The 23761-nt window shown below is 70.4% G+C and carries 21 protein-coding genes; 16 read left to right on the plus strand and 5 right to left on the minus strand.

Annotation, left to right across the window (positions count from 1 at the left end; genetic code table 11):
- The first annotated feature begins 4 nt into the window (after window positions 1–4).
- From prfB to WMF39_RS08870, 4 genes are all read left to right on the plus strand, one after another.
- Window positions 5–1148, plus strand: a protein-coding gene (gene prfB / locus WMF39_RS08855) for a peptide chain release factor 2 (protein ID WP_437534213.1) whose coding sequence is annotated in 2 segments (ribosomal slippage) — window positions 5–73 and window positions 75–1148 — 1143 coding nt in all. Because the reading frame shifts where the segments join, the coding sequence is not laid out codon by codon here.
- Complete coding sequence (gene lysS / locus WMF39_RS08860; protein ID WP_437745110.1) at window positions 1145–2866, plus strand: lysine--tRNA ligase; 1722 nt, start codon at window positions 1145–1147, stop codon at window positions 2864–2866. Before prfB ends, lysS begins: the two co-directional genes overlap by 4 nt.
- The gene (locus WMF39_RS08865) at window positions 2863–5025 is read left to right on the plus strand and encodes an FtsX-like permease family protein (RefSeq protein WP_437745111.1); all 2163 of its coding nucleotides are present in this window, start codon (window positions 2863–2865) and stop codon (window positions 5023–5025) included. The genes lysS and WMF39_RS08865 overlap by 4 nt, the downstream gene beginning before the upstream one ends.
- A 7-nt stretch (window positions 5026–5032) precedes the next feature.
- Window positions 5033–5767 carry an ABC transporter ATP-binding protein gene (locus WMF39_RS08870; protein WP_272101325.1) on the plus strand — a complete coding sequence of 245 codons (735 nt, stop codon included), beginning with the start codon at window positions 5033–5035 and terminating at the stop codon, window positions 5765–5767.
- Here WMF39_RS08870 and WMF39_RS08875 read toward each other — a convergent pair.
- The 3 genes from WMF39_RS08875 to WMF39_RS08885 all read right to left on the minus strand — a co-directional run bounded on the left by WMF39_RS08875 (window position 5756) and on the right by WMF39_RS08885 (window position 9963).
- Window positions 5756–7837, minus strand: a complete 2082-nt coding sequence (locus WMF39_RS08875; protein ID WP_437745112.1) for an FAD-dependent oxidoreductase — start codon at window positions 7835–7837, stop codon at window positions 5756–5758. The genes WMF39_RS08870 and WMF39_RS08875 overlap by 12 nt on opposite strands.
- A gap of 151 nt (window positions 7838–7988) precedes the next feature.
- The gene (locus WMF39_RS08880) at window positions 7989–9032 is read right to left on the minus strand and encodes an arginine N-succinyltransferase (protein WP_437745113.1); all 1044 of its coding nucleotides are present in this window, start codon (window positions 9030–9032) and stop codon (window positions 7989–7991) included.
- A 187-nt stretch (window positions 9033–9219) separates the two neighbouring features.
- The gene (locus tag WMF39_RS08885) at window positions 9220–9963 is read right to left on the minus strand and encodes a shikimate dehydrogenase (RefSeq protein WP_437745114.1); all 744 of its coding nucleotides are present in this window, start codon (window positions 9961–9963) and stop codon (window positions 9220–9222) included.
- A 149-nt stretch (window positions 9964–10112) separates the two neighbouring features.
- Between WMF39_RS08885 and lepB the strand changes: the two genes are divergently transcribed.
- Window positions 10113–10847 (plus strand): signal peptidase I, encoded by a 735-nt coding sequence (gene lepB, locus WMF39_RS08890; protein WP_437745115.1) that lies wholly within the window; start codon window positions 10113–10115, stop codon window positions 10845–10847.
- 9 nt (window positions 10848–10856) lie between these two features.
- On the opposite strand, the gene ftsH is transcribed toward lepB, so the two are convergent.
- Window positions 10857–12680: an ATP-dependent zinc metalloprotease FtsH gene (ftsH, locus tag WMF39_RS08895; protein ID WP_437745116.1), complete on the minus strand. Its 1824-nt coding sequence runs from the start codon at window positions 12678–12680 to the stop codon at window positions 10857–10859.
- Window positions 12681–12912: 232 nt separating this feature from the next.
- On the opposite strand from ftsH, the gene WMF39_RS08900 reads away from it, so the two are divergent.
- The 3 genes from WMF39_RS08900 (at window position 12913) to WMF39_RS08910 (ending at window position 14386) form a co-directional block, all read left to right on the plus strand.
- On the plus strand, window positions 12913–13407 hold the full coding sequence (locus WMF39_RS08900; RefSeq protein ID WP_437745117.1) for a hypothetical protein: 495 nt from the start codon (window positions 12913–12915) through the stop codon (window positions 13405–13407).
- Between the two features lie 65 nt (window positions 13408–13472).
- On the plus strand, window positions 13473–13715 hold the full coding sequence (locus tag WMF39_RS08905; RefSeq protein ID WP_012234278.1) for a hypothetical protein: 243 nt from the start codon (window positions 13473–13475) through the stop codon (window positions 13713–13715).
- A 2-nt stretch (window positions 13716–13717) separates the two neighbouring features.
- A complete protein-coding gene (locus WMF39_RS08910; protein WP_437745118.1) occupies window positions 13718–14386 on the plus strand; it encodes a sigma-70 family RNA polymerase sigma factor in 669 nt (222 codons plus the stop codon).
- A gap of 36 nt (window positions 14387–14422) precedes the next feature.
- Here WMF39_RS08910 and WMF39_RS08915 read toward each other — a convergent pair whose 3' ends face one another.
- Window positions 14423–14842 carry a hypothetical protein gene (locus WMF39_RS08915; protein WP_437745119.1) on the minus strand — a complete coding sequence of 140 codons (420 nt, stop codon included), beginning with the start codon at window positions 14840–14842 and terminating at the stop codon, window positions 14423–14425.
- A 239-nt stretch (window positions 14843–15081) separates the two neighbouring features.
- Here WMF39_RS08915 and WMF39_RS08920 point away from each other — a divergent pair, with 239 nt between their 5' ends.
- The 8 genes from WMF39_RS08920 (at window position 15082) to WMF39_RS08955 (ending at window position 23739) form a co-directional block, all read left to right on the plus strand.
- Complete coding sequence (locus WMF39_RS08920) at window positions 15082–15846, plus strand: SDR family oxidoreductase (protein ID WP_012234280.1); 765 nt, start codon at window positions 15082–15084, stop codon at window positions 15844–15846.
- 315 nt (window positions 15847–16161) lie between these two features.
- A complete protein-coding gene (locus WMF39_RS08925) occupies window positions 16162–16374 on the plus strand; it encodes a (2Fe-2S)-binding protein (RefSeq protein WP_012234282.1) in 213 nt (70 codons plus the stop codon).
- Between the two features lie 200 nt (window positions 16375–16574).
- Window positions 16575–17045 (plus strand): bacterioferritin, encoded by a 471-nt coding sequence (gene bfr, locus WMF39_RS08930; RefSeq protein ID WP_012234283.1) that lies wholly within the window; start codon window positions 16575–16577, stop codon window positions 17043–17045.
- 210 nt (window positions 17046–17255) lie between these two features.
- A complete protein-coding gene (locus WMF39_RS08935) occupies window positions 17256–18611 on the plus strand; it encodes a sigma-54-dependent transcriptional regulator (RefSeq protein ID WP_437745120.1) in 1356 nt (451 codons plus the stop codon).
- 395 nt (window positions 18612–19006) lie between these two features.
- Window positions 19007–19414 (plus strand): response regulator, encoded by a 408-nt coding sequence (locus WMF39_RS08940; RefSeq protein ID WP_437745121.1) that lies wholly within the window; start codon window positions 19007–19009, stop codon window positions 19412–19414.
- Window positions 19415–19423: 9 nt separating this feature from the next.
- The gene (gene queA / locus WMF39_RS08945; RefSeq protein WP_437745122.1) at window positions 19424–20548 is read left to right on the plus strand and encodes a tRNA preQ1(34) S-adenosylmethionine ribosyltransferase-isomerase QueA; all 1125 of its coding nucleotides are present in this window, start codon (window positions 19424–19426) and stop codon (window positions 20546–20548) included.
- Entirely contained in the window at window positions 20545–21702 is a 1158-nt protein-coding gene (gene tgt / locus WMF39_RS08950) for a tRNA guanosine(34) transglycosylase Tgt (RefSeq protein ID WP_437745123.1), read from the plus strand. The genes queA and tgt overlap by 4 nt, the downstream gene beginning before the upstream one ends.
- A gap of 354 nt (window positions 21703–22056) precedes the next feature.
- Entirely contained in the window at window positions 22057–23739 is a 1683-nt protein-coding gene (locus tag WMF39_RS08955; RefSeq protein WP_437745124.1) for a response regulator, read from the plus strand.
- The last annotated feature ends 22 nt before the right edge of the window (window positions 23740–23761 follow it).

The raw sequence follows: 23761 nt of genomic DNA on the forward strand, positions 1-23761 counted from the left end.
GGCCATGCTCTCCGAGACCCGCGAGAAAGTCCTCGACATCAAACGGCGCTTTGAGGCGCTAAGGGGGCATCTTTGACGTCCCCAAGCTCGAACGGATGCTCCAGGATCTGACCCAGACGACGCTGTCGTCGGGGTTCTGGAACGATCAGGAAAAGGCCCAAGCCGTCCTCCGCAAGCGCGCCCAGGTCGAGTCGAAGCTCGAGGTGGCGCAGCGGCTCGGCCGCGAGATCGAGGATCTCGCGGAGTACCTCGAGCTCGGCGCTGCCGAGGGCGACGAGGGCGTCATCGCCGACGCCGACGCGCAGGCCGACGCCATCGCCGGGCGCCTGCGCAAGGTCGAGCTCGATCGCATGCTGTCCGGCCCCGCCGACCGCGGCAACGCCATCGTCAGCATCCACCCGGGCGCCGGCGGCACCGACGCGAAGGACTGGGCGTCCATGCTCCTCCGCATGTACCTGCGCTTCTGCGAGCGCCGCGGGTACAAGACGGAGATCATCGACTACCAGGACGGCGACGAGGCCGGCATCGACGCCGTCACCCTCACGGTGAGCGGCGACGCCGCCTACGGCTATCTGCGCTCCGAGGCCGGGGTCCACCGCCTCGTGCGGATGAGCCCGTTCAACGCCGATCACACGCGCCAGACCGCGTTCGCCGCCGTCGAGGTCACCCCGGACAGCGACGACGAGATCAACATCCAGGTCAACGAGAAGGACATCGAGATCACGACGATGCGCGCCGGCGGCAAGGGCGGGCAGAACGTGAACAAGGTCGAGACCGCCGTTCGCCTGCGGCACCTCCCGACCGGCCTCAACATCGTGTGCCGCGCCGAGCGCAGCCAGCACCAGAACCGCGCGATGGCGATGAAGGTCCTCAAGGCGAAGCTGTACGAGATGGAGCTCCAGAAGCGGGATGCCGAGGTCCAGGCCTACAACGCCGCGAAGAGCGCTATCAACTTCGGCAGCCAGATCAGGAACTACGTCCTCGCGCCCTACCGGCTCGTCAAGGACGTGCGCACCTCCACCGAGGCCACCGACGTGGACGCCGTCCTCGACGGCGATCTCGAGGGCTTCATCGAGGCCTACTTGCTCGCCGCGGCCGGCGGTTCGCTCAGGAAGGGCGGCTCCGTCGCGGAGGACGACGCTCCGTGAGCCAGCAAAAAGACAGACCGAATGACAAGAAGACCGAGCGGCTCGTGAAGGAGGCCGCCGAGGCCGCGCGCGCCGAGGAGACGCTGATCGCCACCCGCAAGGCGAAGGCGGCCCGCCTCCGCGCCCGCGGCGACAACCCGTTCGCCAACGACGTCACGGAGGGCGAGCCGCTCGTCGAGCTCGCGGCCGTCCGCGCCCGCTTCGACGGGGCGCGGGCCGCGGCCGAGCCGAGGCCCGAGGGCGCGGCGCCCGAGCGATCCGCCTCCTCCGCGGCGGATCGCTACGATCCGGCGCGCGTCGAGCCGGTCCCGTTCCGCGTCGCGGGCCGGGTCCTCTTCGTGCGCTCGTTCGGCGGCGTCACCTTCGTCCGGCTGCGCGACCGAACCGGCGAGCTCCAGCTCTACTGCGAGCAGGGGAGCCTCGCCGATTTCGAGCGGCTGGAGGACGTCGACCTCGGCGATTTCGTCGAGGCCCGCGGCGTCGCGATGGCGACGCAGAAGGGCGAGCTCTCGATCCGCGCCGAGCGTCTCCGGCTGCTCACGAAGGCCTACCGCCCGCTGCCGACCAAGACGAGCTTCAAGGACGTCGAGTCGCGCTACCGCATGCGGTACGTCGATCTCGTGGCCAACCCGCACGTCGCGGGGGTCTTCCGCGCCCGCACCGCGATCGTCGCCGCGCTGCGCGAGTTCCTCGACACCCGCGGCTTCCTCGAGGTCGAGACCCCGACGATGCACACGCTCGTCGGCGGCGCGGCCGCGAAGCCGTTCAAGACCCACCACAACGCGCTCGACCTCGGGCTCTTCATGCGCATCGCGCCGGAGCTCTTCCTGAAGCGGCTCGTCGTCGGCGGCTTCGAGCGCGTCTACGAGATCGCGCGCTGCTACCGGAACGAGGGGCTGTCGACGCGGCACAACCCCGAGTTCACGATGCTCGAGTACTACCAGGCGTACGCGACGTACGAGACGCTGATGGACGCCACCGAGGCGATGCTCCGCCACGTCGACGCCCGCCTCGCCGAGCGGCTCCCGGCCGAGCACGCGGCCTGGGCCGCGCAGCGCACGTACTCGCTCGAGCGCTTCGAGCGCGTCCCCATGGCCGAGGGGATCGCCCGCGCCCTGTCGAAGTCGGGCCTGCCGGCCGACGTCCCGCAGCGCGTCGCCGCGGACGACGCCCCGATCAAGGAGTGGGCGAAGGCGGCGAAGGCGAGCGGGCGCGAGATCGACTGGACGAACTTCCGCGCGGGCGCGAAGAAGTGCGAGTCGCCTGGCGAGCTCATCTTCTGCGCCTACGAGTACGTGGTCGAGCCGTTCCTCACGAGGGACTACCGCACGGAGGCGGGCGACAAGAGCGTCCCTGTCTTCATCATCGACTATCCCTTCGAGGTCTCCCCGCTCGCGCGCAAGAAGGACAGCGATCCCTCGCTGGTCGACCGCTTCGAGCTCTTCATCGACGGCCGCGAGCTCTGCAACGCCTTCAGCGAGCTCAACGACCCCGAGGACCAGGACGCGCGCTTCCGCGCGCAGGTCGAGAAGAAGTCGCGGGGCGAGGAGGAAACGATGGATTACGACGCCGACTACGTCCGCGCCCTGGAGCACGGCCTCCCGCCGACGGCGGGCTTCGGCATGGGTGTCGATCGCCTGACGATGCTCCTCACCGGCGCGACCTCCATCCGCGACGTCATCCTGTTCCCGCTCCTCCGTCCCGAGACCGACGCGTGATCGAGCTCTCCAGGTCGTTGCAGGCCGCGCTCCTCGCCGCCGTCGCTCTGGGCATCGTCCTTCTCGCCTGGCGGGGCTACACCCGCTTCGACAAGAAGGGCGAGCTGGAGCCGCGGCGTCCCGGCGTCGTGCGCGTCGGGGTCGTGGTCGCTCTCACGGGCGCCAGCCTGCTCGCGCTCACGCTCGTCGCGTCCAGCGGGCGCGCGAAGGGCCTCGCGCTCATCGGCTCCTTCTTCGCGAGCAATACGGAGAGGATCGCCCCGCTCGTCGCCGCGCTGGTCGTGGCCGGGGCCCTTCGGCTGTTTCGGGCCAGGACGGGTGCGGACAACGCCCGGTGGCTCTCCGGCAGGTGGGGGTCCAAGGCCCGCGTGGGGCTCCGCGTGCTCGGCGCGATGTCCCTGCTCGCCGCGCTCGCGATCGTCGTCCTCTGGGTCGCGGTCCTGCCCATCCAGCCGACCTTCAGGTGGATCCTTGGAGGCATCCTGTTCGGCGCGGGCGCGGGCTATCTGGTCGCCGGGAGCCGCCCTGTCCGCAAGGGGCTCTATCGCGCGCTCGGCTGGTGGTGGGGCGCGCTCGTGGGCGTGGCGTTCGGCGTCACCGCGACGCTCACGGCCAGGATGCCCGTCGGGAAGGGCGCGTCGTTCAATCCCACGGATCAGATCATCCGTTTCACCGCGCTCGTCTCGAGCGTCGTCTTCCTGTTCTTCGTGCTGTCGGCGCTCCTGCCGATCGCCCTCGACGCGCTCGAGCGCCGGAGCTTCGTGCCCCACGTGGCCGCGCGCCACGTGCGCGCCTCGAAGAGCGGCTTTCTCACGGTCATCTCGGTCCTGTCGATGGCCGGTGTCGCGGTCAGCTCGTGCGCCCTGTGCTCGGTGACGAGCATCATGGGCGGCTTCGGCGCCGACCTGAAGCGCAAGATCCTCGGCAACAACGCGCACATGGTCGTCGACGCCTCCCGCCCTGGCGGCTTCGGCAACTGGGACGACAAGCTCACCCAGGTGCGCGTCGCGCTCGCGCCCTACGGAGGCGCCGCGACCCCGGTCGCGGCCGGCGAGGCGATGGGCTCCAGCGCCTCGAACACCGCGGGCGCGCTCGTCCGCGGCATCGATCCGGACACCATCGGGCAGGTCATCGACCTCGCCAAGAACATCGAGGTCGGCAGCTTCGACTACCTGCGCGAGCCCGAGAAGCTGACGAGCCTGCCTCCCGAGGAGATCATCGGTCGAGGTCCGGGCGGGGAGCCGTACTTCAAGGGGCCGGACTTCCGCCAGCCCACGGACGTCGACCCGTCGGTGCGTGACTACCTGAAGCAGCAGACGCGCGTGTACCCGGGCGTCATCATCGGCCGCGAGCTCGCGAAATCGCTCCACGTGCTCGTCGGGGACGAGGTGACCCTCCTGTCGCCGATGGGCGAGCTCGGCCCCACCGGCGTGATGCCGCGCTCCCGCAAGTTCCGCGTCGCGGCGATTTTCTATAGCGGCATGTACGAGTACGACGTCACGCACGCGTACGTCTTGATGGAAGAGGCGCAGAAGTTCTTCAGCCTCGACGACAAGATCACCCACATCGACATCCGGGTCCCGGATCCCGAGCGGGTGCAGGAGGTCCGCCCGGCCGTGGAGGCGGCCGTCGCCGCGAGCGCCGCGCTCGACGAGGCGCCGGAGGGAGGCAAGCCGCCGCCGCAGCTCCGCGTCCGCGACTGGATGGAGATGAACAAAAACCTCTTCAGCGCGCTCAAGCTGGAGAAGATCGCGACGTTCATCATCCTGTCCATCGCCATCGCGGTCGCGAGCTTCTGCATCGTCTGCACGCTGCTCCTCATGGTGACCGAGAAGGGCAAGGAGATCGCCGTCCTGAAGGCGCTGGGCGCCTCGGACAACGCGGTGATGCGCGTGTTCATGCTCGAGGGCGTGATCATCGGCGCCATCGGCACGATCTACGGTGTCGGCACCGCGCTCGCGGTCTGCACGGGCCTGTACTGGTTCGGTGTCCGGCTCGATCCGGACGTCTATTACATCGACCGGTTGCCCGTGAACGTGAACCTCTCCGACTACGCGATGGTCGCGGTCGCGTCGATGCTCATCTGCACCATCGCCACCATCTACCCGGCCCGCGCCGCCTCGAGGCTCTCTCCGGTCGACGGGCTCCGCTACGAGTAATCACTCCATGTCCACTCCGCTCGTCGTCGTCGAAGACCTCCGCAAGACGTTCGTTCACATGGGCCGCGAGCTCCACGTGCTCTGCGGCATCGACATCGTCATCAACCAGGGCGAGGTCGTGGCGTTCGTGGGCCCCTCGGGCGCCGGCAAGAGCACGTTCCTCCACTGCATCGGCACGCTGGACCTCCCGACGAGCGGCCGTATCCGCCTCGGCAACGACGAGCTCACCGGCCTCCCGGGCTCGCGGCTCGCGGCGATCCGGAACCGGACGATCGGCTTCGTCTTCCAGTTCCACCACCTGCTCCCTGAGTTCAACGCGGTCGAGAACGTGATGATGCCGGGCCTCATCCAGGGGAAGACGCGCCGCGAGATGGAGCCGCTCGCGCGGTCGCTGCTCGCCGAGGTCGGGCTCGCGGCGCGCGCGACGCACCGGCCGGGAGAGCTGTCGGGCGGCGAGCAGCAGCGCGTGGCCCTGGCGCGGGCGCTCGTCCTGTCGCCGAAGCTCCTCCTCGCCGACGAGCCGACCGGGAACCTCGACACCGCGACGAGCGACTCGATCCACCAGCTGTTCTTCGAGATGAACCGCAAGCACGGCACCACGATCGTGGTGGTGACGCACAACCTCAGCTTCGCCGAGTCGATGCCGCGCGTGGTGACCATGCGCGACGGGACGATCGAGAGCGATCGCATCGGCAGCGAGCGCGCCGCGGCCCTCGGGTACCGCGACGGCTCAGCCGGATAGCCGCTCGCTCAGGAGCTCGGCCGCGCGCAGCGACATGGCCATGATGGTCATCTGCGGGTTCACGCCGAGCGACGAGGGGATCGCGCTTCCATCACACACGTAGAGCCCGGCGACGTCGTGCGCCTGGTGGTCCGGCCCGAGGCACGATGACCGCGGATCCACCCCGATACGGCACGTCCCGAGCGGGTGGAACGCGGCCACGTCGAGGTCCCCGGCCTTGACCTGCCGCGCCTTGAGCCGCTCCAGGTCCGCGGGGCCGTTCACCTCGTCGCAGCCGGCGACGAGCGGCAGGACGCGCCGCGCCCCCGCGGCCAGGAACACCTCGCAGAGCAGCTCGACCCCGCGCTGCATCTTGGCGACGTCCTCCCGGTTCATCGTGTAGAGCACGAGCGGCGTGCCGCCGATCCCGGGCCTCACCTCGCCGCGGCTCGTGTCCTTGATCATGAACCCGAACGTCGCGAGGTGCGGATACCGCTCCATCAGCTCCGTGTAGCGATGTCCCGTCCAGGGCACGGCCAGCGCGGCGACGTCGAACGGGAGCGAGCCTCCCTCGAACATCAGCCCTTCATCGGCGAAGTGGTCGATCTGGTAGCCCTGCGGGATGCCTTGCCACTGATCGATCCGCTCATCGAAGAGGGCCATCACCTTCGACGCCGGGTGGATCGAGAGGTTCTTTCCCAGCGCGCCGCTCGACAGGCACGCTCCGCTCCGGCGCAGGAGCAGCGGCGTCATCAGCGCGCCGCCGGCCACGACGACGGCCTCCGCCCTGACCACGAGCCGCGGCCCCCGCCCTGCGCCGCTCGCCGCGCGGCCGCCGTGGCCTCCGGCCCTCGTGTCCCCCCCGAGCACGGCAGTCGCCCCCCGCGCGCGGCCCGCCACGACATCGATCGTCCTGACCCGCGCCGCCGTGATGAGCTGCGCGCCCCGCTTCAGCGCCTCGGGCACATAGCTCACGTCGGTCGAGCGCTTGGCCCCCGTTGGGCAGCCGAAGCAGCAGATCCCCTGCCCATCGCAGTCCGGCGCGTTGCGCTGGAGCGGCCCGTGCCGCAGCCCGAGCCGCTCCGCCCCGCGCCGGACGATCGGCCCGATCGCCCCGAGGTGCAGCGGGTCGGCGGGGGCGACCTGGAGCATGCGCTCGACGCGCTCGTAATAGGGAGAGAGCCCGCCGGACGAGAACTCCGCAGGGAGCCCCATGCCGTCTCGCCACGACGCGAAGGTGCTCTCCGGAGCCCGGTAGCAAGTACCGGAGTTGATCACGGTGCTCCCTCCGACGGCGCGCCCCGCGAACACCGGGATATTCACGTTGCCGAGCGTCATGTCGAGCCCGTGGTCGCGGTACATCTCCCGGTAAGCGCGCGCGGGCCGTCCGGTGAAGCTCGAGCGGCGGTGGAAGTCGCCCTCCTCGAGCATGAGCACCGCGTGTCCGCGCGACGCGAGCTCGTAAGCCGCGGCCGCTCCGCCGGCGCCGGTGCCGATCACGAGGACCTCGCACTCGAGCTCCAGGTCCTCCTCGACCTCGCGCCCGTCGGTCACCTGCGCGAGCCAGCGCGGCGCCTCGTCGCGCACCGTGGGCAGCTCGTAGCGGCAGCCGACGTGCTTGAACATCTCGGGCCGGTCGTAGTGGACGAACCTGAGCGGCGTGAGCGCGGCGCGGAGCAGCGAACGCAGCGTCCGCGCCCGGCTCTGCTCGAAGCCGCGGAGCACCGCCATCCGCTCCTCGAGCGGCAGCGCCGACAGCGGCCTGAGCCGGAACGGAAGGGGAGCGAGCTCTATCGCCCACAGCGCCGCGCGCACCCCCTGCGCCAGGTGCGGCGGGATCGAGCCGAGCCAGGCCGCGAGTCGGCTGGCGGTCGCGGCGCCCGCGCCGTCGAGGAAGCGGCCGGGCGGCATCGCCGCCTCGGCGAGCGCGGCGGCGATACGCATCTCCCGCCCAGAGAGCCTGGGCTCCGCGCCGCCGTTTGCCTCGGGGGCCCTCTCCGCGCCGGCATCCTCCCTCGGTGTCCCGGGCCAGCGTTCCCTCCGCTCCAGCGCGGGCAAGCGCCCGAAATCGAGGTCCAATCCAAGGGTCATGGTCCTCCGAACCGCTCGTGAAAGCTTCTGTTAATTCTGTAGCAACAGAATCGTCGCGATGCAAGGCGACCTGATCCGCTGGTGGACGTGGCGCGCAGGCGGGCTGATCCGTTGCTCTTGCGCGCGCTGGATGTGGAGCGCAGGCGCCCTGTCACGGCATCGGCAGGACCCAGATCGGCGAGCGAGGCTGGAGCTCGAGGTGCTTCCAGGCGTCCTCGGCGATCGCCATGCCGAGCTCTCCCTCATCGCGGAGGCTCGCGGCGACCGCGCGAAAGTAAGGGGCGTCTGGGCGCTCTATCGCGAGGATGCCCTTCGGATCCGACGGGCTCGGGGTGAACGGGCGGCCCGCCTTCGCCCGGCGCGTATCGCGCACGAGCGAGATTTCGTCCATGCGGGCGGTGAAGTGCGGCCCTCCGTCGAACGGATCGACCCTGTGGGCATAGCGGAAGCCGACGCGGCGGAGCAGCTTCTCCACCCCCCGGGTCTGCGCCCCGACCTTCCCGATCACGCGCTGCGCGTCCTCGGGCAGCAGCGAGGCGTAGATGGTCCCCTCCGGGAAGAGCCCCTTGATGAACTCCTTGTTCTTCTTGGAGAGGAGATCCGCGTCGGCATAGCTCATGTCGGTGAACTTGCGCCCGAGCGCTTCCCAGAGGTGGCTTGTCCCGTCCGGCTCGAGGGGGGGCATCAGCTCCGCGAGGATCTCGTCCTGGAACAGCGCGGATCGCGCGGCCATGTAGAGGAAGCGAACATAGGAGATCATCGTGCCGAGCCGCTCGGGCCCTTGCCGGTACTCCGGCATGAGCACGAGCCCGCCGATCTCCGTGGGGCCGTTGTACGAGTAGCCGATGCGCAGCACGGTATGATGGAAGTGCTTGTCGATCGTGGCCGAGTACTTCTCCTCGTCGAGCACGTCGAAGAAGATGTAGGGGATGCCGCGCCGGCCGAGCTGCGCGATGATCATCGACGTCCCGACGATCATGCCCTTGTCGCCCTTCGTCAGGTCGACGAGCACGAAGACGTATTGGCGGAGGCGGGGATCCTGGATCGCCCCGTTGAAGCTCTTGTGGCTCTCGGCGACGATCTCGTGGATTGCGTCACGGTTGTTCGGCAGGTTGACCGAGTTCAGGTGGCGCGCGACATAGAGGAGCTGTTCCTCGTCGCCGGTCACGGCTGCGCGTATCTCGAACGAGACCATCGCCCGAAGCCTACGCGTGGCGCCCGTCCTTGGCCATTGCTCCGGAGGCCGTGCGCACGGCGCAGAGCGGCGATCGCCGCTCGCCCTGGCCGGCCGGACAGCGCGAGCCTGGCGCGGGACGTCGCGCGCGTCAGCCGAGCTCAGCGCGCGACGCTTCGTCCGTGGCGTCGAGCGGCGGCTCCGCGCGTCAGCCGAGCTGAGCGCGCAGCGCCTCGTCCATGGCATCGAGCGGCGGCTCCCGCCCGGTGTACAGCCGGAACTGCTCTGCAGCCTGGTGGAGGAGCATCCTCCCGCCGTGAACGGCGATCGCTCCGCGCCGACGCGCCGCCGCCACGAGCTCCGTGATCATCGGTTTGTACACGATATCCATCACCAGGAGACCGTCCCGCAATACCTCTTCCGGGACAGGGCTTCGCGGATCGACCTCGGCCATGCCGAGCGACGTGGCGTTCACGAGGACGCCGTGGTCGGGCGAGAGCGCCGCTGCGTCGAGCGGCACGGCCGCCCCGCCGACCGCCGCCGCGAGCTGCCGCGCCTTCTCGAGATCGCGGTTCGCCACCGTGACGCTGGCGCCGCGCTCCGCGAGCCCGAACGCGACCGCGCGCGCCGCGCCGCCGGCGCCGAGGAGCAGCACCCGCGCGCCCCCGAGCTGCGTCACCTCCTCGAGCGCCCGCACCGCGCCGATCCAGTCGGTATTGTAGCCCCTGAGGCGCCCGTCGTTGTTCACGATGGTGTTGACCGCGCCGATCCGCTCGGCGACGGGATCGAGCTCGTCGAGCAATGGAATTACCGCCTGCTTGTAAGGCATCGACACGCCGAGGCCGCGGATCCCGAGCGCCCGCATCCCGCGCGTGGCGCCTTCAACATCGGTCACCGCAAAAGGGATATAGGTAAAATCGAGTCCCAGCGCGCGGTAGCCGGCGAGGTGCATGGCGGCCCCTGTCGTTACCGGATGACGCGACATTGATCCGCAGAGTGTGAGGCGGCCCAGAGCTTGGGAGAGTGGTGCAGTCGATGAAGTGCAGCCGTGCATGCAGCGAAGCTGGCTTGTCTCGAGCGCGGATGCTAGCCCCGCCAGAGATGAGCGAGCCCAGCGTTCCCCGGCCGGCGGTGGAGGCCGCGGCGGTGTGCCTCCAGCCCGACAAGGCCGGACTTTTCATGCTTCGATCCGATCGCGCGCTCGCGCGGCGCGCCTACCAGACGGTCGCGCCGTTCGGGCGGAGCCTCCTCAAGATCCTCGCGGCGCTCGCGATCCTCACGCTGGGTCGCTCGACCCTCGCGGACCAGTACCACGTGCCCACCGGCTCGATGTGGCCGACGATCGCCCCGGGCGATCGCATCCTCGTCGACAAGGTCGCCTACGGGCTCCGCGTCCCGCTCACGGAACACTACCTGTTCGAGCGCAGCGGGCCGAGCGCCGGCGACGTGGTGCTCTTCGCGGATCCGCGCGGCGGGTCCACCCTCCTCGTCAAGCGGGTGATCGCGCTCCCGGGCCAGACGGTGATGCTCCGGCAAGGCGTGCTGTACGTCGACGGTGCGGCGCAAGCCCTCGAGCAGCTCGGGGACGGCACGAGGGTGGAGCACCTCGGCGAGGTCACACACGCGGCCGGCGAGCCCGACTTCGACGCGTTCGGTCCGGTCGTCGTCCCGCCGGACCACCTCTTCGTGATGGGCGACAACCGCGCCGCCTCGCTCGACAGCCGGGCGATGGGGGCGGTGCCGCGGGAGCTGCTGCGCGGCCGCGTGCTCCGCGTCGTCTATCACCATGACGCCGCGGGCTTCGATCTGTCCCGCGCGCTGCGGAGCGTCGACTGACCGGCTGCTCTAGGCTTCCCCTCTTGCCACCATCTCCCTGAGCTCATCGCCGCTCAGGGTCTCGACCTCGTAGAGCCGGGCGGCGACGCGCTCGAGCGTCGGCCGGTGCCCCTGGATCAAAGCGCGCGCCCGCGCTTCCGCGTCCGCGAGGATCCGCGCGACCTCCGCGTCGATCGCGCGCGCGGTCGCGTCGCTGCACTCCCGCGGCCCTGCGCCGGACGGCATCGCGCCCTGCGCTTCGCCGAGGAACGACAGCGGCCGGCGCGGCTCGAGCGCCGAGAGCCCGACCCCCTGGCCCATTCCGAGCTCGCGGACCATGCGACGCGCGAGCTCGGTCGCGTTGAGCAGATCGTCCTGCGCGCCGGTCGAGAGGTCTCCGACGGCCTCCTCCTCGGCGACGCGCCCGCCCAGCAGCACGACCAGCCGATCGAGGATCTCCTGCCGGCTCCACAGGTAACGATCCTCGCGCGGCTGCTGGATCGTGTACCCGAGCGCGCCCGGCCCCCGCGGCACGATGGACACCTTGCGCACCGGATCCTGCGTCGGCAGCAGCGAGGCGGTCAGCGCATGCCCCACCTCGTGGTAGGCGACGACGAGCTTCTCGCGCGCTCCGAGCCGCCTGCCACGGCGCTCGATCCCGGCGAGCCCGCGCTCGAGCGCCGCCTCCAGATCGCTCTGTCCCACCGCCTCCGCGCCGCGCCGCGCCGCGAGCAGCGCCGCCTCGTTGACGATGTTCGCGAGGTCGGCGCCGACGAGCCCCGCGGTCTGCGCGGCCACGGCGTCGAGATCCGCGCCAGGATCGAGCGCCACCTTCCTCGCGTGCACCGCGAGGATCTCCTTCCGTTCGGCGAGGTCGGGCCGATCGATGTGCACCCGGCGGTCGAACCGCCCTGGCCTGAGCAGCGCCGGATCGAGGATCTCGGCGCGGTTCGTCGCGGCGATCACGACCATGGCCGTGTGCGCGTCGAACCCATCCATCTCGGTCAGGAGCTGGTTGAGCGTCTGCTCCCGCTCGTCGTGGCCGCCGACGGACCCGCCGAGGCCGCGCACCTTGCCGACCGCATCGAGCTCGTCGATGAACACGAGGCAGGGCCCCTTCTCGCGCGCCTGGGAGAAGAGGTCGCGCACGCGCGCGGCGCCGACGCCGACGAACATCTCCACGAACTCCGACCCGCTTGCGCTGAAGAAGGGTACGCTCGCCTCTCCCGCGATCGCCCGAGCGAGCAACGTCTTGCCCGTGCCGGGCGGCCCCACGAGGAGCACCCCTCTGGGCATCCGCCCGCCGAGCTTCTCGTAGCGCTCGGGCGCTTTGAGGAAGTCGACGATCTCGCCGAGCTCCGTCTTCGCCTCGGCGTTGCCGGCGACATCGCGGAACGTCGCGATCGCGCCCCGCTCCTCGTAGAGCCGCGCCTTGTGCTTGCCGAAGGCGGTCGCGGCGCCCGAGATGGTCCCTGCCGTCGTCGCACGGCGCGACACGAGGTGGCCCATCGCCGCCAGACCGGCGAGCGGCAGCAGCAGCCAGAGGTACGGCGGCAGCCCCAGCTCGTCCGCGACGCGCGTGTACGGGATCCCTCGCCGGTCGAGAGCGGCGAGCAGATCCTTCTCGGTCTGCTCGATGCGCCCCGTGCGGTAACTCTGCGGCGCACGCGCGCTCAGGCCGGGCACCGCGCGTCCGATGTACATGTCGTCCCGGATCTCGATCTCGGCGAGCTCTCCGCTCTCCGCGAGCGAGCGGAAGCGCGCGTAGGGGATCCGGCCGTCGGACGCCGCCATCACCTGAAGCAGCAACGCCGAGCCGAGCACCAGGACGAGAACAATCCAGAGCGACCGCATGCTCCCGCCTCCGCACGGACAGGCGACATGGCCGGCGAGGCCGACCTGTCGTCACGGTGCGCCCTGCACGGAGCCTGCCAAGGCGGCCCGTGCACCCTCGCGGCAAGCGCGGCAAGCCGAGGCGTCTCTCGATCCGCCGCGCAGCGCCGAGCGCGCCCGGCGCGCCATGGACGCCCGGCGCGAGCCGATCAACCCTCGCTGCATGGGGAGAGCTCTTTCCTTGATCATGGTCATGGGTCCGTTGTCGACGTTGCTGCTCGGGTGCGGAGGGGCCTCGCCGCCCACGATCGAGCAGCCCGAGCCAGCGCGGCCGGAGGAGCGGGCGCCGGCGGCCGAGCCCACGAACGACGCCGCCCAGGGCGCCGCGACGCCGGAGGCAGACGCGGAGCCGGGCGCCGCGGCGCCGGCGCCGCCGCGTCGCGACGACTCGGTGCCCGACGACTACGCGCTCATGCATGGCGACTGCGTGGATCTGGGCAAGCGGCTCACAGTGCTCACGCGCTCGGAGCAGGTCGCGGCGCTCAGCGCCAAGCTCACGGCGGAGCAGCGGGGCGAGACCGAGAAGAAGATCGACGCCGTCGCGGCCACGCTGGGGGAGCAGTACGCGCAGTCGTGCGAGCAGAACGTCGGCAAGAGCGTGGATCCGAGGTCGCTCAAGTGCGCGTTCGACGCGCGGACCGTCAGGGCGTTCGAGGCCTGCCTCAACGCGCCCCCGCCGTCCAAATGACGCCTCGGCGACGCGGCGAGCGGCGGATGACGGCGCGCTCGGCGGAGATATAATGGGCGTCTCCCATGGACGCTTCGCTCCTCGATGACCCCTGGATCGCCGCTCAGGTCGACGCCGCCGTGGCGCCTTACGTGGGGCGCCTGCCCGCGCACGAGATCGCGTGGATGCGCGAGCAGCTCGTGGAGGTCTTGCTGCACGACGAGGAGGCGAGCCGCCTCCTGCGGCGCGCGCATCCGCGCGAGGTCGACGAGAGCGGCGAGCGGGCGTTCGGGGTGCTCGGCGCAGCGGGGCGCGCCAAGGCGGGATAGCGGTGCGCACTCCGGAAGACCGGCTCCTCGCCGAGGGGCTCGACCTGCTTCAGCTGGTCGCGAAGCGCATCGCACGCCGTCTGGGCCGCCGGATCCCGGTGGAGGACCTCGTCGCGCTGGGGCACCCGGCGCTGCTCGAGATCGTGCGGACGCACGATCCGAGCCGATCCACCTTCGAGGCCTACGCCAAGCGGAAGCTCCGGTGGGCCATCTTCGACGGCGTCCGGAGGGAGACGCGCTGGCGGTCCGCGGCCGCGCGGGCCAGCGCGCTCGCTGCGTCGGCGCGCTTCGCCGAGGGACGCGGGGCGGACGACGACGCCGACGCGCCTGCCACGCAGGAGGCCTACGCCGCGCGGCTCGGCGATCTGCTCGCCGGGCATGCGGCCGCGATGGCGCTCGGCCTGCTCTCGAGTCACGGGGAGGTCGCCGCCGTCCCCGACGCCGCGGACGACCCGGAGGAGCGCGCCTCTCGCGCCGAGCTCGCGCAGGCCGTGCGTCACGCCGTGCGCGAGCTCCCGGAGCGCGAGCGCACCCTCGTGGAGCGCCACTACTTCGACGACGAACGCTTCGATCAGATCGCGCAGGATCTCGGGATCAGCAAGAGCTGGGCGAGCCGGCTGCACAGCCAGGCGATCGAGCGGCTGGGCGAGCTGCTCCGCACAGCGCGCTGACGCGCGGGCGCCTCGCCGCCCGCCGGCGGATGCCGGTCAGCGCTGCCGGCTCTGGAACGAGCGGAGATACGGGGCCCGCTCGTCGTCGCTGACCGGCTCGTTGCTGATCACCCGGTGGTCGCGCGGCAGGAAATACACGAGCCGGACCGTCATGTGGTCCTTCGCGACGGTCAGCTTCCCCTTGCGACGGAGCTCCGCGGCCTCCTCGAAGCTCTGCGCCTTCGGATCGTAGGCGATCATGTGCAGATCGGACCCGAACGGCGCGGGCAGCTCTTCCACCTCGACGATCTTGTAGATGCGGATCCCTCCGCTCTGCTCGGCGGCTGCGACCACGGCGCCGATCACCAGATCCTTGCCCGTCGGATCGGAGGTCTCGGGCACCGGGGGGGCGCGGTCACATGCAGGCGCGAGCGTCAGGATGCCGGCGCACACGGCGGCGAGCGCGATCGACCTCATGGGCGCTGAATAACATCGATGCCACCCGGCGCAAGCGGCGACCGCGCTGTTGCCCGGGTTGCGCTGTTACGCGGGTTGCGCGGTTACACGGATTGCGCGGGGGCCTGCAGGCCAGGCGGGGGTTGCGGGCGTTGGTGGCGCGCTGCGACGTCGTACGTCGTCCGCCGCCTCGAGGCGGTGTCGTGGTAGACGGCGCGCTCGACACGGTGATCGGGAGCGATCCCTGGAGGAGTGCGATCATGCGACTCGAGGACACGAAGTTCGTCGTCACAGGTGCTGCCCAGGGGCTGGGTCGCCACTATGCGCTGCGGCTCGCGGAGCTCGGGGGCCAGGTCGCCGCCGGCGACATGAACGAGGAGGGGCTCGCGTCGCTCGTCGAGGCGAGCAAGGGGCTCGCCGGCAAGGTCCACGCGCGGGCGGTCAACGTGGCGGTGGAGGCCGAGGTGGAGGCGTTCGTCCGCTTCGCGCACGAGGCGATGGGCGGCCTGAACGGCCTCGTGAACAACGCGGGCATCCTGCGGGACGGCCTGCTCGTCAAGAAGGACCGCCAGACGGGCGCGGTCGTCAAGCTGAGCGCGGCGCAGTGGCAGGCCGTCATCGACGTCAACCTGACGGGGGCAACGCTCATGGTCCGCGAGGTCGTCGCGAAGATGATCGAGACCGAGCAGAAGGGCGTCATCGTCAACATCAGCTCCATCGCGCGCCACGGCAACCGAGGCCAGTCGAGCTACACCGCTGCGAAGAGCGCGCTCGCGGCGAACACGAAGACCTGGGCGCTCGAGTTCGCGCCGTTCGGCATCCGCGTCGGCGCCGTTGCGCCCGGCATGATCGAGACGCCCATGACGCAGGGCATGCACCAGAAGGCGCGCGACGCCTTGGTCGCCATGATCCCTGTGGGCCGCATCGGCGTGCCCGAGGACATCTGGCAGGCCGTGCGCTTCGTGATCGAGTGCGAGTACTTCAACGGTCGCTGCATCGACGTCGACGGCGGCCTCACGATGTGACGCCGTCACGCGGCCGACCGCTCCGCGCTGGGCGTGCGTTCGCGCCTCGCCTCCCGGCCGCGCTCGCGCGGCGTCATCTTCCGCCGGTCTGACCGGCTGCATCCCTGCCCGATCCCTCTTCCTCCGACGCTCCTGTGGCGCTCGACCGACCGAGCGCTGCTCGGCGCGTTCGATCGAGCGCTGCTGGCTCGATCCAAGGGGATCTCGAACCACGAGCCAACTCGGCGATCCGCCCGGGCGACATTCCCCTTGACGCTCCGATATTGAAAGCTATGTTCAATATCAATCCCACCCGTTACGTAGCCGGGGGTCTGCATGTACGTCTGCCTCTGCATGGGCGTTTGTGATCGAGAGATTCGTGAAGCGATGAGCGAGGGCGCCTGCTCTGTTTCGCAGGTCATGGAGTGCACGGGCGCCGGTACGCGGTGTGGCTCCTGTCGGCCGACGATCGCCGAGCTTGTCGGCGAGCGCGATGGCGCCTCGACGCCGCGTCGCCTGGTGATGGCGCCGGTCTCCAGCGCAGCTTGATCCTCCGGATTGACCGGCAACAGCCTCGATGCCCTGGTTTCCGTCGGAAGCGACGGCGGTGGCACCTATTTCCTTAGAAACTTCTTGCGCACCTCCACGGACCTCGCGCATTTGTGCGGGGCGCTGGCGTTCCAGCCAGCGTCCCCCCGCCCCAACAGGGGCGGGGTCCGCACGACAGGCATGAGCGCGAGAGGGGTCCGATGAAGGGTGCAAAAGACGTCGTTGATGCGTTGAACGAGGTGCTTGCCGGAGAGCTCGTTGCGATCAACCAGTATTTTCTGCACGCGAAGATGTGTTCGCACTGGGGCTTCGTCACGCTCGCTGCGCACGGGCGCGCCGAGTCGATCGACGAGATGAAGCACGCTGATGCGATCATCGAGCGCATCCTCTTCCTCGATGGGCTGCCCAACCTGCAGCGCCTGGACACCCTGCACATCGGGCAGAGCGTGCCGGAGCAGCTCAAGAGCGACCTCGATCTCGAGTACCACGCGGTCAAGCGGCTCAACTCGGCGATCGCCCTCTGCCGCGACAAGGGGGATCGCACCAGCGAGGATCTCCTGGCCAAGATCCTCGAGTCCGAGGAGGAGCACATCGACTGGCTCGAAACACAAATCGGGCTGATCGAGAAGCTCGGCGAGACCGCCTACCTCGCCCAGCAGATCCGCGAGTAGGGTAGGGTGGGGGTCGTCCCTCGCGCAGCGAGCGTCCCCCGTGCACCTTCTGGCGGCGGAGGTCGTGCTTGACGTACGATGCTCTGGACGCATGTCCAAGGCGCCGCGGACGACCGTGCTCGCGCGCTTACGCGCCAGCGCGGCACGTCGGTCGTGATCGTCGCGCCGCGCTCGTTTCCCGGAGGAGGATGCGCGCGGCGGGGGAAATCCATGTCGAAGATTCTTGTCGTCGATGACCAGCGGAACATGCGGACCACGCTCGCGATGATGCTGCGTGGCGCCGGGTACGAGGTCGATGAAGCCGCGGACGGCAGCCAGGGCGCCGATCTGGGCGCCAAGGGGGCGTACGACGTCGTGCTCACCGACCTCCGGATGGGCGGCTTCGACGGGATCGGCGTCCTGCGCGCGGTGAAGGAGTCGAACGCGAACACGGAGGTCATCGTGATGACCGCGTACGGCACCATCGAGAGCGCGGTGGAGGCGATGCGGCTCGGCGCGTTCGACTACATCCAGAAGCCGTTCTCGGAGCAGGAGCTCCTCGTGAAGGTCGAGCGCGCGATCCAGAACCGGAAGCTCACCGGCGAGGTGCAGCTGCTCGCCAGCGAGTTCAAGGAGCGCTACCGGTTCGAGAACATCGTCGGCCGCTCGCAGGCGGTCCGCGAGGTGCTCGGCCGGATCGTCAAGGTCGCGCCGACCGACGCGACGGTGCTCATCACCGGCGAGAGCGGCACCGGCAAGGAGCTCGTCGCCAAGGCCATCCACGCCAACAGCAAGCGCGCCGACCGCCCGTTCGTGCCGGTCAACTGCGCCGCCATCAGCGAGACGCTCCTCGAGAGCGAGCTGTTCGGCCACGCGCGAGGCTCGTTCACGGGCGCGATCTCGGCGAGGAAAGGGCTGTTCGAGGAGGCCGACGGGGGCACGTTCTTCTTCGACGAGATCGCCGAGACCCCGCTCACCTTCCAGGCGAAGCTGCTCCGCGCGATCCAGGAGAACGAGATCCGCAGGGTAGGCGAGAACAAACCCATCAACGTCGACGTGCGCATCATCGCCGCGACGAACCAGGAGCTCCTGACCGCGGTGTCGGAGAAGCGGTTCCGCCAGGACCTCTACTACCGGCTGAACGTCGCGCGCTTCGTGCTCCCGCCGCTCCGCTCACGTCGCGAGGACATCCCGATCCTCTGGGAGTTCTTCCTGGAGAAGTACAACCGCAAGATGACATGTCGCGCCCGCGCCGCCGACGGCGTCATCGAGGCGCTGACGCAGTACGATTTCCCCGGCAACATCCGCGAGCTCGAGAACATGGTCGAGCAGGCGGTGGCCCTCTCGGGCGGCGGCGTCATCAGCGTCGACGACGTACTGCCCGCCGCGATGCAGCCGAAGCGCGCGCCCGAAGCCGGCGGCAGGCTGCTCGCCGACGTCGTCGACTGCGCCGAGCGCCAGGCGATCGAGGCCGCGCTGCGGGAGTGCGACGGCAGCCGGGAGCGCGCCGCCGAGGTGCTCGGGATCAGCGCGACCACGCTGTGGCGCAAGATGACCCGCCTGACGATCACGTATCCCCCGAGCTGAAACGGCGCCGGTCTGTCGAGCGCCTTCCTTCGCCCACCGGCCGGGCTCAGCAGCTCGCTTCCACGCGACACAGCGACCTCAGGCGGACCGTGCTCGATGGGCCGTGCTCCCCAGGCACCGCGACATGCTGCCCGTCGAGCTCAGCCTGCATTCCTCCGTTCGGGCCGTATGGATGCGGCCGCTCGATTCGAGCAAACCACCTGACTCAGCAGCAAATCGAGGGAGGTAGCCCACGCGAGATTGCATCTTTGCAATGATGCAGCGTCGGGATTTGCCTTAGTGCAATGAGGCGCCCGATGTAGACTGTGCTCTTCTGTTTCACTTTAGCGTCGGCAACCGCAACGCGTCGATTCGGGAACTTGGCCCGATGATTGCTAGACAAGTAGGCGTATTGGATGGCGGCGATCGCCGCAGGAGGACGCTTAATGGCCCGCATGCTGATCGTGGACGGTGAGAATTCCCAGCGTCGCGCTCTTTCGGCAGGGCTAAGCGTCGAGGGGTTCGAGGTCGTGTTCGCCGCCTCGTTCCAGGATGCGCTGCTCACCCTCGGCTCGTCCCCGATCGATGTGGCGATGATCGATCTGATGATGCCGGACCTGAACGGCCTCGAGCTCGCGCGGCACATCCGGCATGCGTTCCCGAGGGTGCGGGTCGTGCTCTCCAGCGCGTATCACCTCTCCGCGCGCCAGGTCGAGCGCGCCGACTGCGGCGCGGTGGCCTTCGTCCCCAAGCCTTACCAGGTTGGCGAGATCTGTCGCTTCCTCCGCGCCAAGACGAACGTGCTCACGCCCGCGTCGTGCTAGTAGCGCGGCGTGCGCTGCGAGCTGCTCGACTACGAACTCCCTGAAGCGCTGATCGCTTCGCGGCCCCCCGAAGAGCGCGACGGAGCGAGGCTCCTCCTGGTCGATCGCGGCCGCAGAGCGGGCGAGGTGGAGCACGCGGCGATCCGCGATCTCGACCGGTACATCGAGCGCGGCGCGCTCGTCATCGTCAACGACACGAAGGTCGTCCCCGCTCGTCTGTTCGGGAGGAAGCGCGGCACAGGCGGGCAGGTCGAGCTCTTCCTGCTGCACCGGCTGGACGGGGCGCCGGCCGGCGCGGAGGACCTCGGCGGAGGGCCGCAGGAGAGCGCGCCGCGGTCCGAGCGCTGGCGGGCGATGGGGCGCGCCTCCAAGCCGATACGCCCGGGATCGGTGCTCGATATCGAGCGCGACGGCGCGCTGGTCGCGGAGGTGCTGGAGCGCGCCGAGGACGGCGTGCTCACGGTGCAGCTCTCCTCGCCCGCGGGGCTGTCCGTCGCCGCTGCGATCGACGCGTACGGGCACGTCCCGCTCCCGCCCTACCTCGGCCGCGGCGACGACGCGTCCGATCGCGAGCGGTACCAGACCATCTTCGCCCGGGTCCCAGGAGCGGTCGCCGCGCCCACGGCGGGCCTCCACCTCTCGCCCGGCCTCGTCGAGCGGCTCCGCGCGAACGGGGTCGAGATCGCGAGCGTCACGCTGCACGTCGGCCTCGGCACGTTCCAGCCGGTCACGGTCGACGATCTCGACCTGCACCCGATGCACGCGGAGGTCTACTCGATCCCGGACGCGACCGCGGGCGCGATCGCGGGGGCGCGCGAGCGCGGCGCGCCGGTGATCGCGATCGGCACCACCGTGGTTCGCGCGCTGGAGTCGGCCGCCGATCCGGCCCGCGCAGGCCTCGTGCGGGCGCAGTCCGGGGAGACGCGCCTCCTCATCCAGCCGGGCTATCGGTTCCGCGTCGTCGACGCCCTGCTGACCAACTTCCACCTGCCGCGCTCGACGCTGCTCGCGCTGGTGTTCGCCTTCGCCGGCCGCGAGCGCACGCTCCTCGCGTACCGCGCGGCGATCGACGCCGGCTACCGCTTCTACTCGTATGGTGACGCCATGCTGATCCGGGGGGTGGACGCGCCATGAGCCGGACGCCTGGCTTCTCCTTCTCCGAGCTCGCGAGGGACGGGCATGCCCGGACGGGCGTGCTCTCCACGCCGCACGGCGACGTGCTGACCCCGACGTTCATGCCCGTCGGCACCCAGGGCAGCGTGAAGACGTTGACCCCCGCCGAGGTGGCCGCGACCGGCGCGAGGATCGTCCTCGGCAACACGTACCACCTGTGGCTCCGCCCTGGCCCCGAGCTCGTCGCGCAGCTCGGCGGTCTGCACGCGTTCACCCGCTGGCCGCACGCGATGCTCACGGACTCCGGGGGCTTCCAGGCCTTCTCGCTCGCCGAGCGGCGCACCCTCGTCGAGGACGGCTTCGTGTTCCGATCGCACCTCGACGGCGCTCGCAAGGCGCTCACGCCCGAGGTCGCGATGGAGGTGCAGGGGCTGCTCGGGGCCGACATCGCGATGCAGCTCGACGTGTGCCCGCCAGGCGGCGCGCCGCGCCCAGAGGTCGAGGAGGCGTGTCGCCTGACGACGCGCTGGGGGAAGCGCTGCCTCGCCGCGAAGCGCCCGAGCCAGGCGCTCTTCGGCATCGTGCAGGGCGGCACCTCGGTCGCGCTGCGCATGGCGCACGCCGATGAGCTCGGCGCCTTGCCGTTCGACGGGCTCGCCCTGGGCGGCTTCTCCGTGGGCGAGCCGATCGCGATGATGCACGAGGTCGTCGCCCAGATCGGGCCGCACCTCGACCCGACGCGCCCGCGCTACCTCATGGGCGTGGGGACGCCGCTCGACCTCGTGCACGCCATCGGCGCCGGGGTCGATATGTTCGACTGCGTGCTCCCCACCCGGAACGCGCGGAACGGGCAGGCGCTCACGCAGCACGGCAAGATCGTCATCAAGCAGGCCCGCTACAAAGAAGATCGTTCGCCGCTCGATCCGACCTGCGCTTGCCCGACCTGCGCCGGTGGATACAGCCGCGCGTACCTGAGGCACCTCTACATGGCCGGCGAGATCCTGGTGCTGCGCCTGCTGACGGAGCACAACCTCCACCTCTATGGCCGCCTGATGCGAGAAGCGCGCGCGGCGATCGCCGAGGGGAGGTACGCGGCGTTCTCTCGCGAGTGGCTCGGCGCGAGCGACGCCGGTAATGCAAACGACGCGAACGATACGGTGGGCGCGACCGAGTAAGCCCGAGTAAGACCGAGTAAATGGAGTGACCCTACATCGTCGCCATGGCCTCTTCGATGCGTTCGCGGAGCGGGCGCAGCGGGCGCCGTCGCGCCGCCGGCGCATCGCCTGCGCTGCCCGGAGGGTTCCGGAGTAACATGGGCGGATGGTGAGCTCTCGCCTCTGGCGTCGGGACGCGCGCTCGGATCCGCGCGCATCGGGCGGCGTCCTGGCCGCGCTCGACCCGGCCGTATGCCCGAGCCGCCGGCGCACGAGCCCGAGCCGGTCGTGTCGGTCGGATGGCCGCCTTCGCGCGCGGGTCGCGTGCTTGCCCGCGCATTCCTCGTCCATTAGCCTTCGAACTCGGCCCGCGGAATGACGCAAGACGCCAACAAGAAGCCGCTCGGACGCATCCTCCTGCAGCAACGGGCGGTCACCCAGCCCCAGCTCGAACAGGCGCTCCTCGACGCGCGCGCGAAGGGGGTGCCCCTCGCCACGAACCTCATCGAGAGCGGCACCGTCTCCGAGGTCGCTGCGCTGAAGGCCCTCTCCGAGCAGAGCGGGGTTCCTGGCATCGATCTCAACCAGGTCTGCATCAAGCTGAGCGACCTCTCCATCCTCCCCCGCGAGATCGCCGCCAAGCACAAGCTCCTTCCCGTGCTCGTGCGCGAGGATCGCATCCTCGTGGCCATGGCCGCGCCCGCCGACAAGAAGGTGATCGACGAGCTCGAGTTCGTGACCGGCAAGCGCGTCTTCCCGTACATCGCGCTCGCGGGCCCCCTCGTGCGGACCATCGCGGCCGCCTACGACATGAAGGAGCAGGGCGAGCCGTTCTACGTGGGCGCCAAGTGCCCGCCCGAGGTGCTGAAGCGGGCCGGGCTCGGCGCCACGGCGTCGTCCGCCTCCGAGGCGCCGCCCGCGCCCCCGCCAGCCCCTGCGCAGCCCGCGCCGCGCCGGCCTGCGTCCGCCGTGCCCCCGGCGACGGTGGCCCAGGCCCCGGTGGCCCAGGCCCCTGCGGCGCCTGCTCCCAGCGCCGCCCCGCCGCCGCCGCGGCCCGCGCCGGAGCGCTCGCGCGACGACGCGGAGATCTCGTTCGCCGATCTCACCGACGAGCCGAGCCCGCCTGCTGCCCCGTCGCCGGCCCGCCTCTCCCCGGCGGGGCCGCCGCTCGTCGTCGACGACGCCATGCGGAGGGCGGCGGCGGCCGACGAGCTCACGGACACGGATTTCGGCACCGCAGACCGCGATCTCTCCGTCGTCGAGTCGCTCCCGGGCGCAGGCAAGGCGCCGCAGGGCGATCAGACGACGATCCTGGTCGTCGACGACGAGCCGGAGATCCGGAAGCTGCTCCGTCGCATCTTCGAGGAGCGCGGGTACCGTGTGGAGGAGGCCGACCGCGGGCTCCTCGCGCTGCGCATGGTCAAGGAGAATCCGCCCGACGTGATGATCCTCGACGCCATGCTGCCGGAGGTGCACGGCTTCGACATCGCCCGCCGCATGAAGGGCACCCAGCGCTACGGCCACATCCCGATCATCATGATCTCGGCCGTCTACCGCGGGTGGCGGTTCGCGGAGGACCTGAAGTCGAGCTACGGCGTGGAGGCCTACATCGAGAAGCCCTTCCGCGTCGCCGACGTCGTCGCCGCCGTGGAGAACGCGCTCCAGGCGCGCTCGATCCGCGGCGATCAGGACCGGATCTCGGCGGAGGCGGAGCGCCTCCTCGCCGCGGGGATCGCGGCGTATCGCGCGGGCGATTTCGACAAGGCCGTGCGGCACCTGCGCGAGGGCACGGCGATCGACCCGCTCGCGTACCGGCTGCACTTCCACCTCGGCCTGCTCTACGGCAAGCAGGGGCAGCTCTACGACGCCATCCAGGAGCTGGAGACGGCGCTGCACATCAACGGCAAGCACTTCCCCGCGCTGAAGAACCTCGCCGTGCTCTATCAGAAGGCCGGGTTCCGCAACAAAGCCATCGAGACCTGGGAGCGCGCGCTGGGCGTCGCCCCCGATGACCCGACGCGGCAATCGATCAAGGAGCACTTGCTCGGGCTGCTCTGACCGCATACCCCATGTCGTCTGG

The organism is Sorangium sp. So ce1504 (genome assembly GCF_051521635.1).
Classification (GTDB): domain Bacteria; phylum Myxococcota_A; class Polyangia; order Polyangiales; family Polyangiaceae; genus Sorangium; species Sorangium cellulosum_B.

Excerpts from the sequence above, each read along its gene's own strand:
- WMF39_RS08905 (WP_012234278.1), top strand. The coding sequence starts at position 13,473 with ATGGACGCTTCGCTCCTCGATGACCCCTGGATCGCCGCTCAGGTCGAC.
- WMF39_RS08955 (WP_437745124.1), top strand. The coding sequence starts at position 22,057 with ATGACGCAAGACGCCAACAAGAAGCCGCTCGGACGCATCCTCCTGCAG.
- WMF39_RS08920 (WP_012234280.1), top strand. The coding sequence starts at position 15,082 with ATGCGACTCGAGGACACGAAGTTCGTCGTCACAGGTGCTGCCCAGGGG.
- WMF39_RS08940 (WP_437745121.1), top strand. The coding sequence starts at position 19,007 with ATGGCGGCGATCGCCGCAGGAGGACGCTTAATGGCCCGCATGCTGATC.
- WMF39_RS08870 (WP_272101325.1), top strand. The coding sequence starts at position 5,033 with ATGTCCACTCCGCTCGTCGTCGTCGAAGACCTCCGCAAGACGTTCGTT.
- bfr (WP_012234283.1), top strand. The coding sequence starts at position 16,575 with ATGAAGGGTGCAAAAGACGTCGTTGATGCGTTGAACGAGGTGCTTGCC.
- WMF39_RS08875 (WP_437745112.1), bottom strand. The coding sequence starts at position 7,837 with ATGACCCTTGGATTGGACCTCGATTTCGGGCGCTTGCCCGCGCTGGAG.
- WMF39_RS08925 (WP_012234282.1), top strand. The coding sequence starts at position 16,162 with ATGTACGTCTGCCTCTGCATGGGCGTTTGTGATCGAGAGATTCGTGAA.
- lepB (WP_437745115.1), top strand. The coding sequence starts at position 10,113 with ATGAGCGAGCCCAGCGTTCCCCGGCCGGCGGTGGAGGCCGCGGCGGTG.
- WMF39_RS08885 (WP_437745114.1), bottom strand. The coding sequence starts at position 9,963 with ATGCACCTCGCCGGCTACCGCGCGCTGGGACTCGATTTTACCTATATC.
- WMF39_RS08880 (WP_437745113.1), bottom strand. The coding sequence starts at position 9,032 with ATGGTCTCGTTCGAGATACGCGCAGCCGTGACCGGCGACGAGGAACAG.
- WMF39_RS08915 (WP_437745119.1), bottom strand. The coding sequence starts at position 14,842 with ATGAGGTCGATCGCGCTCGCCGCCGTGTGCGCCGGCATCCTGACGCTC.
- tgt (WP_437745123.1), top strand. The coding sequence starts at position 20,545 with ATGAGCCGGACGCCTGGCTTCTCCTTCTCCGAGCTCGCGAGGGACGGG.
- ftsH (WP_437745116.1), bottom strand. The coding sequence starts at position 12,680 with ATGCGGTCGCTCTGGATTGTTCTCGTCCTGGTGCTCGGCTCGGCGTTG.
- WMF39_RS08935 (WP_437745120.1), top strand. The coding sequence starts at position 17,256 with ATGTCGAAGATTCTTGTCGTCGATGACCAGCGGAACATGCGGACCACG.
- WMF39_RS08900 (WP_437745117.1), top strand. The coding sequence starts at position 12,913 with ATGGGTCCGTTGTCGACGTTGCTGCTCGGGTGCGGAGGGGCCTCGCCG.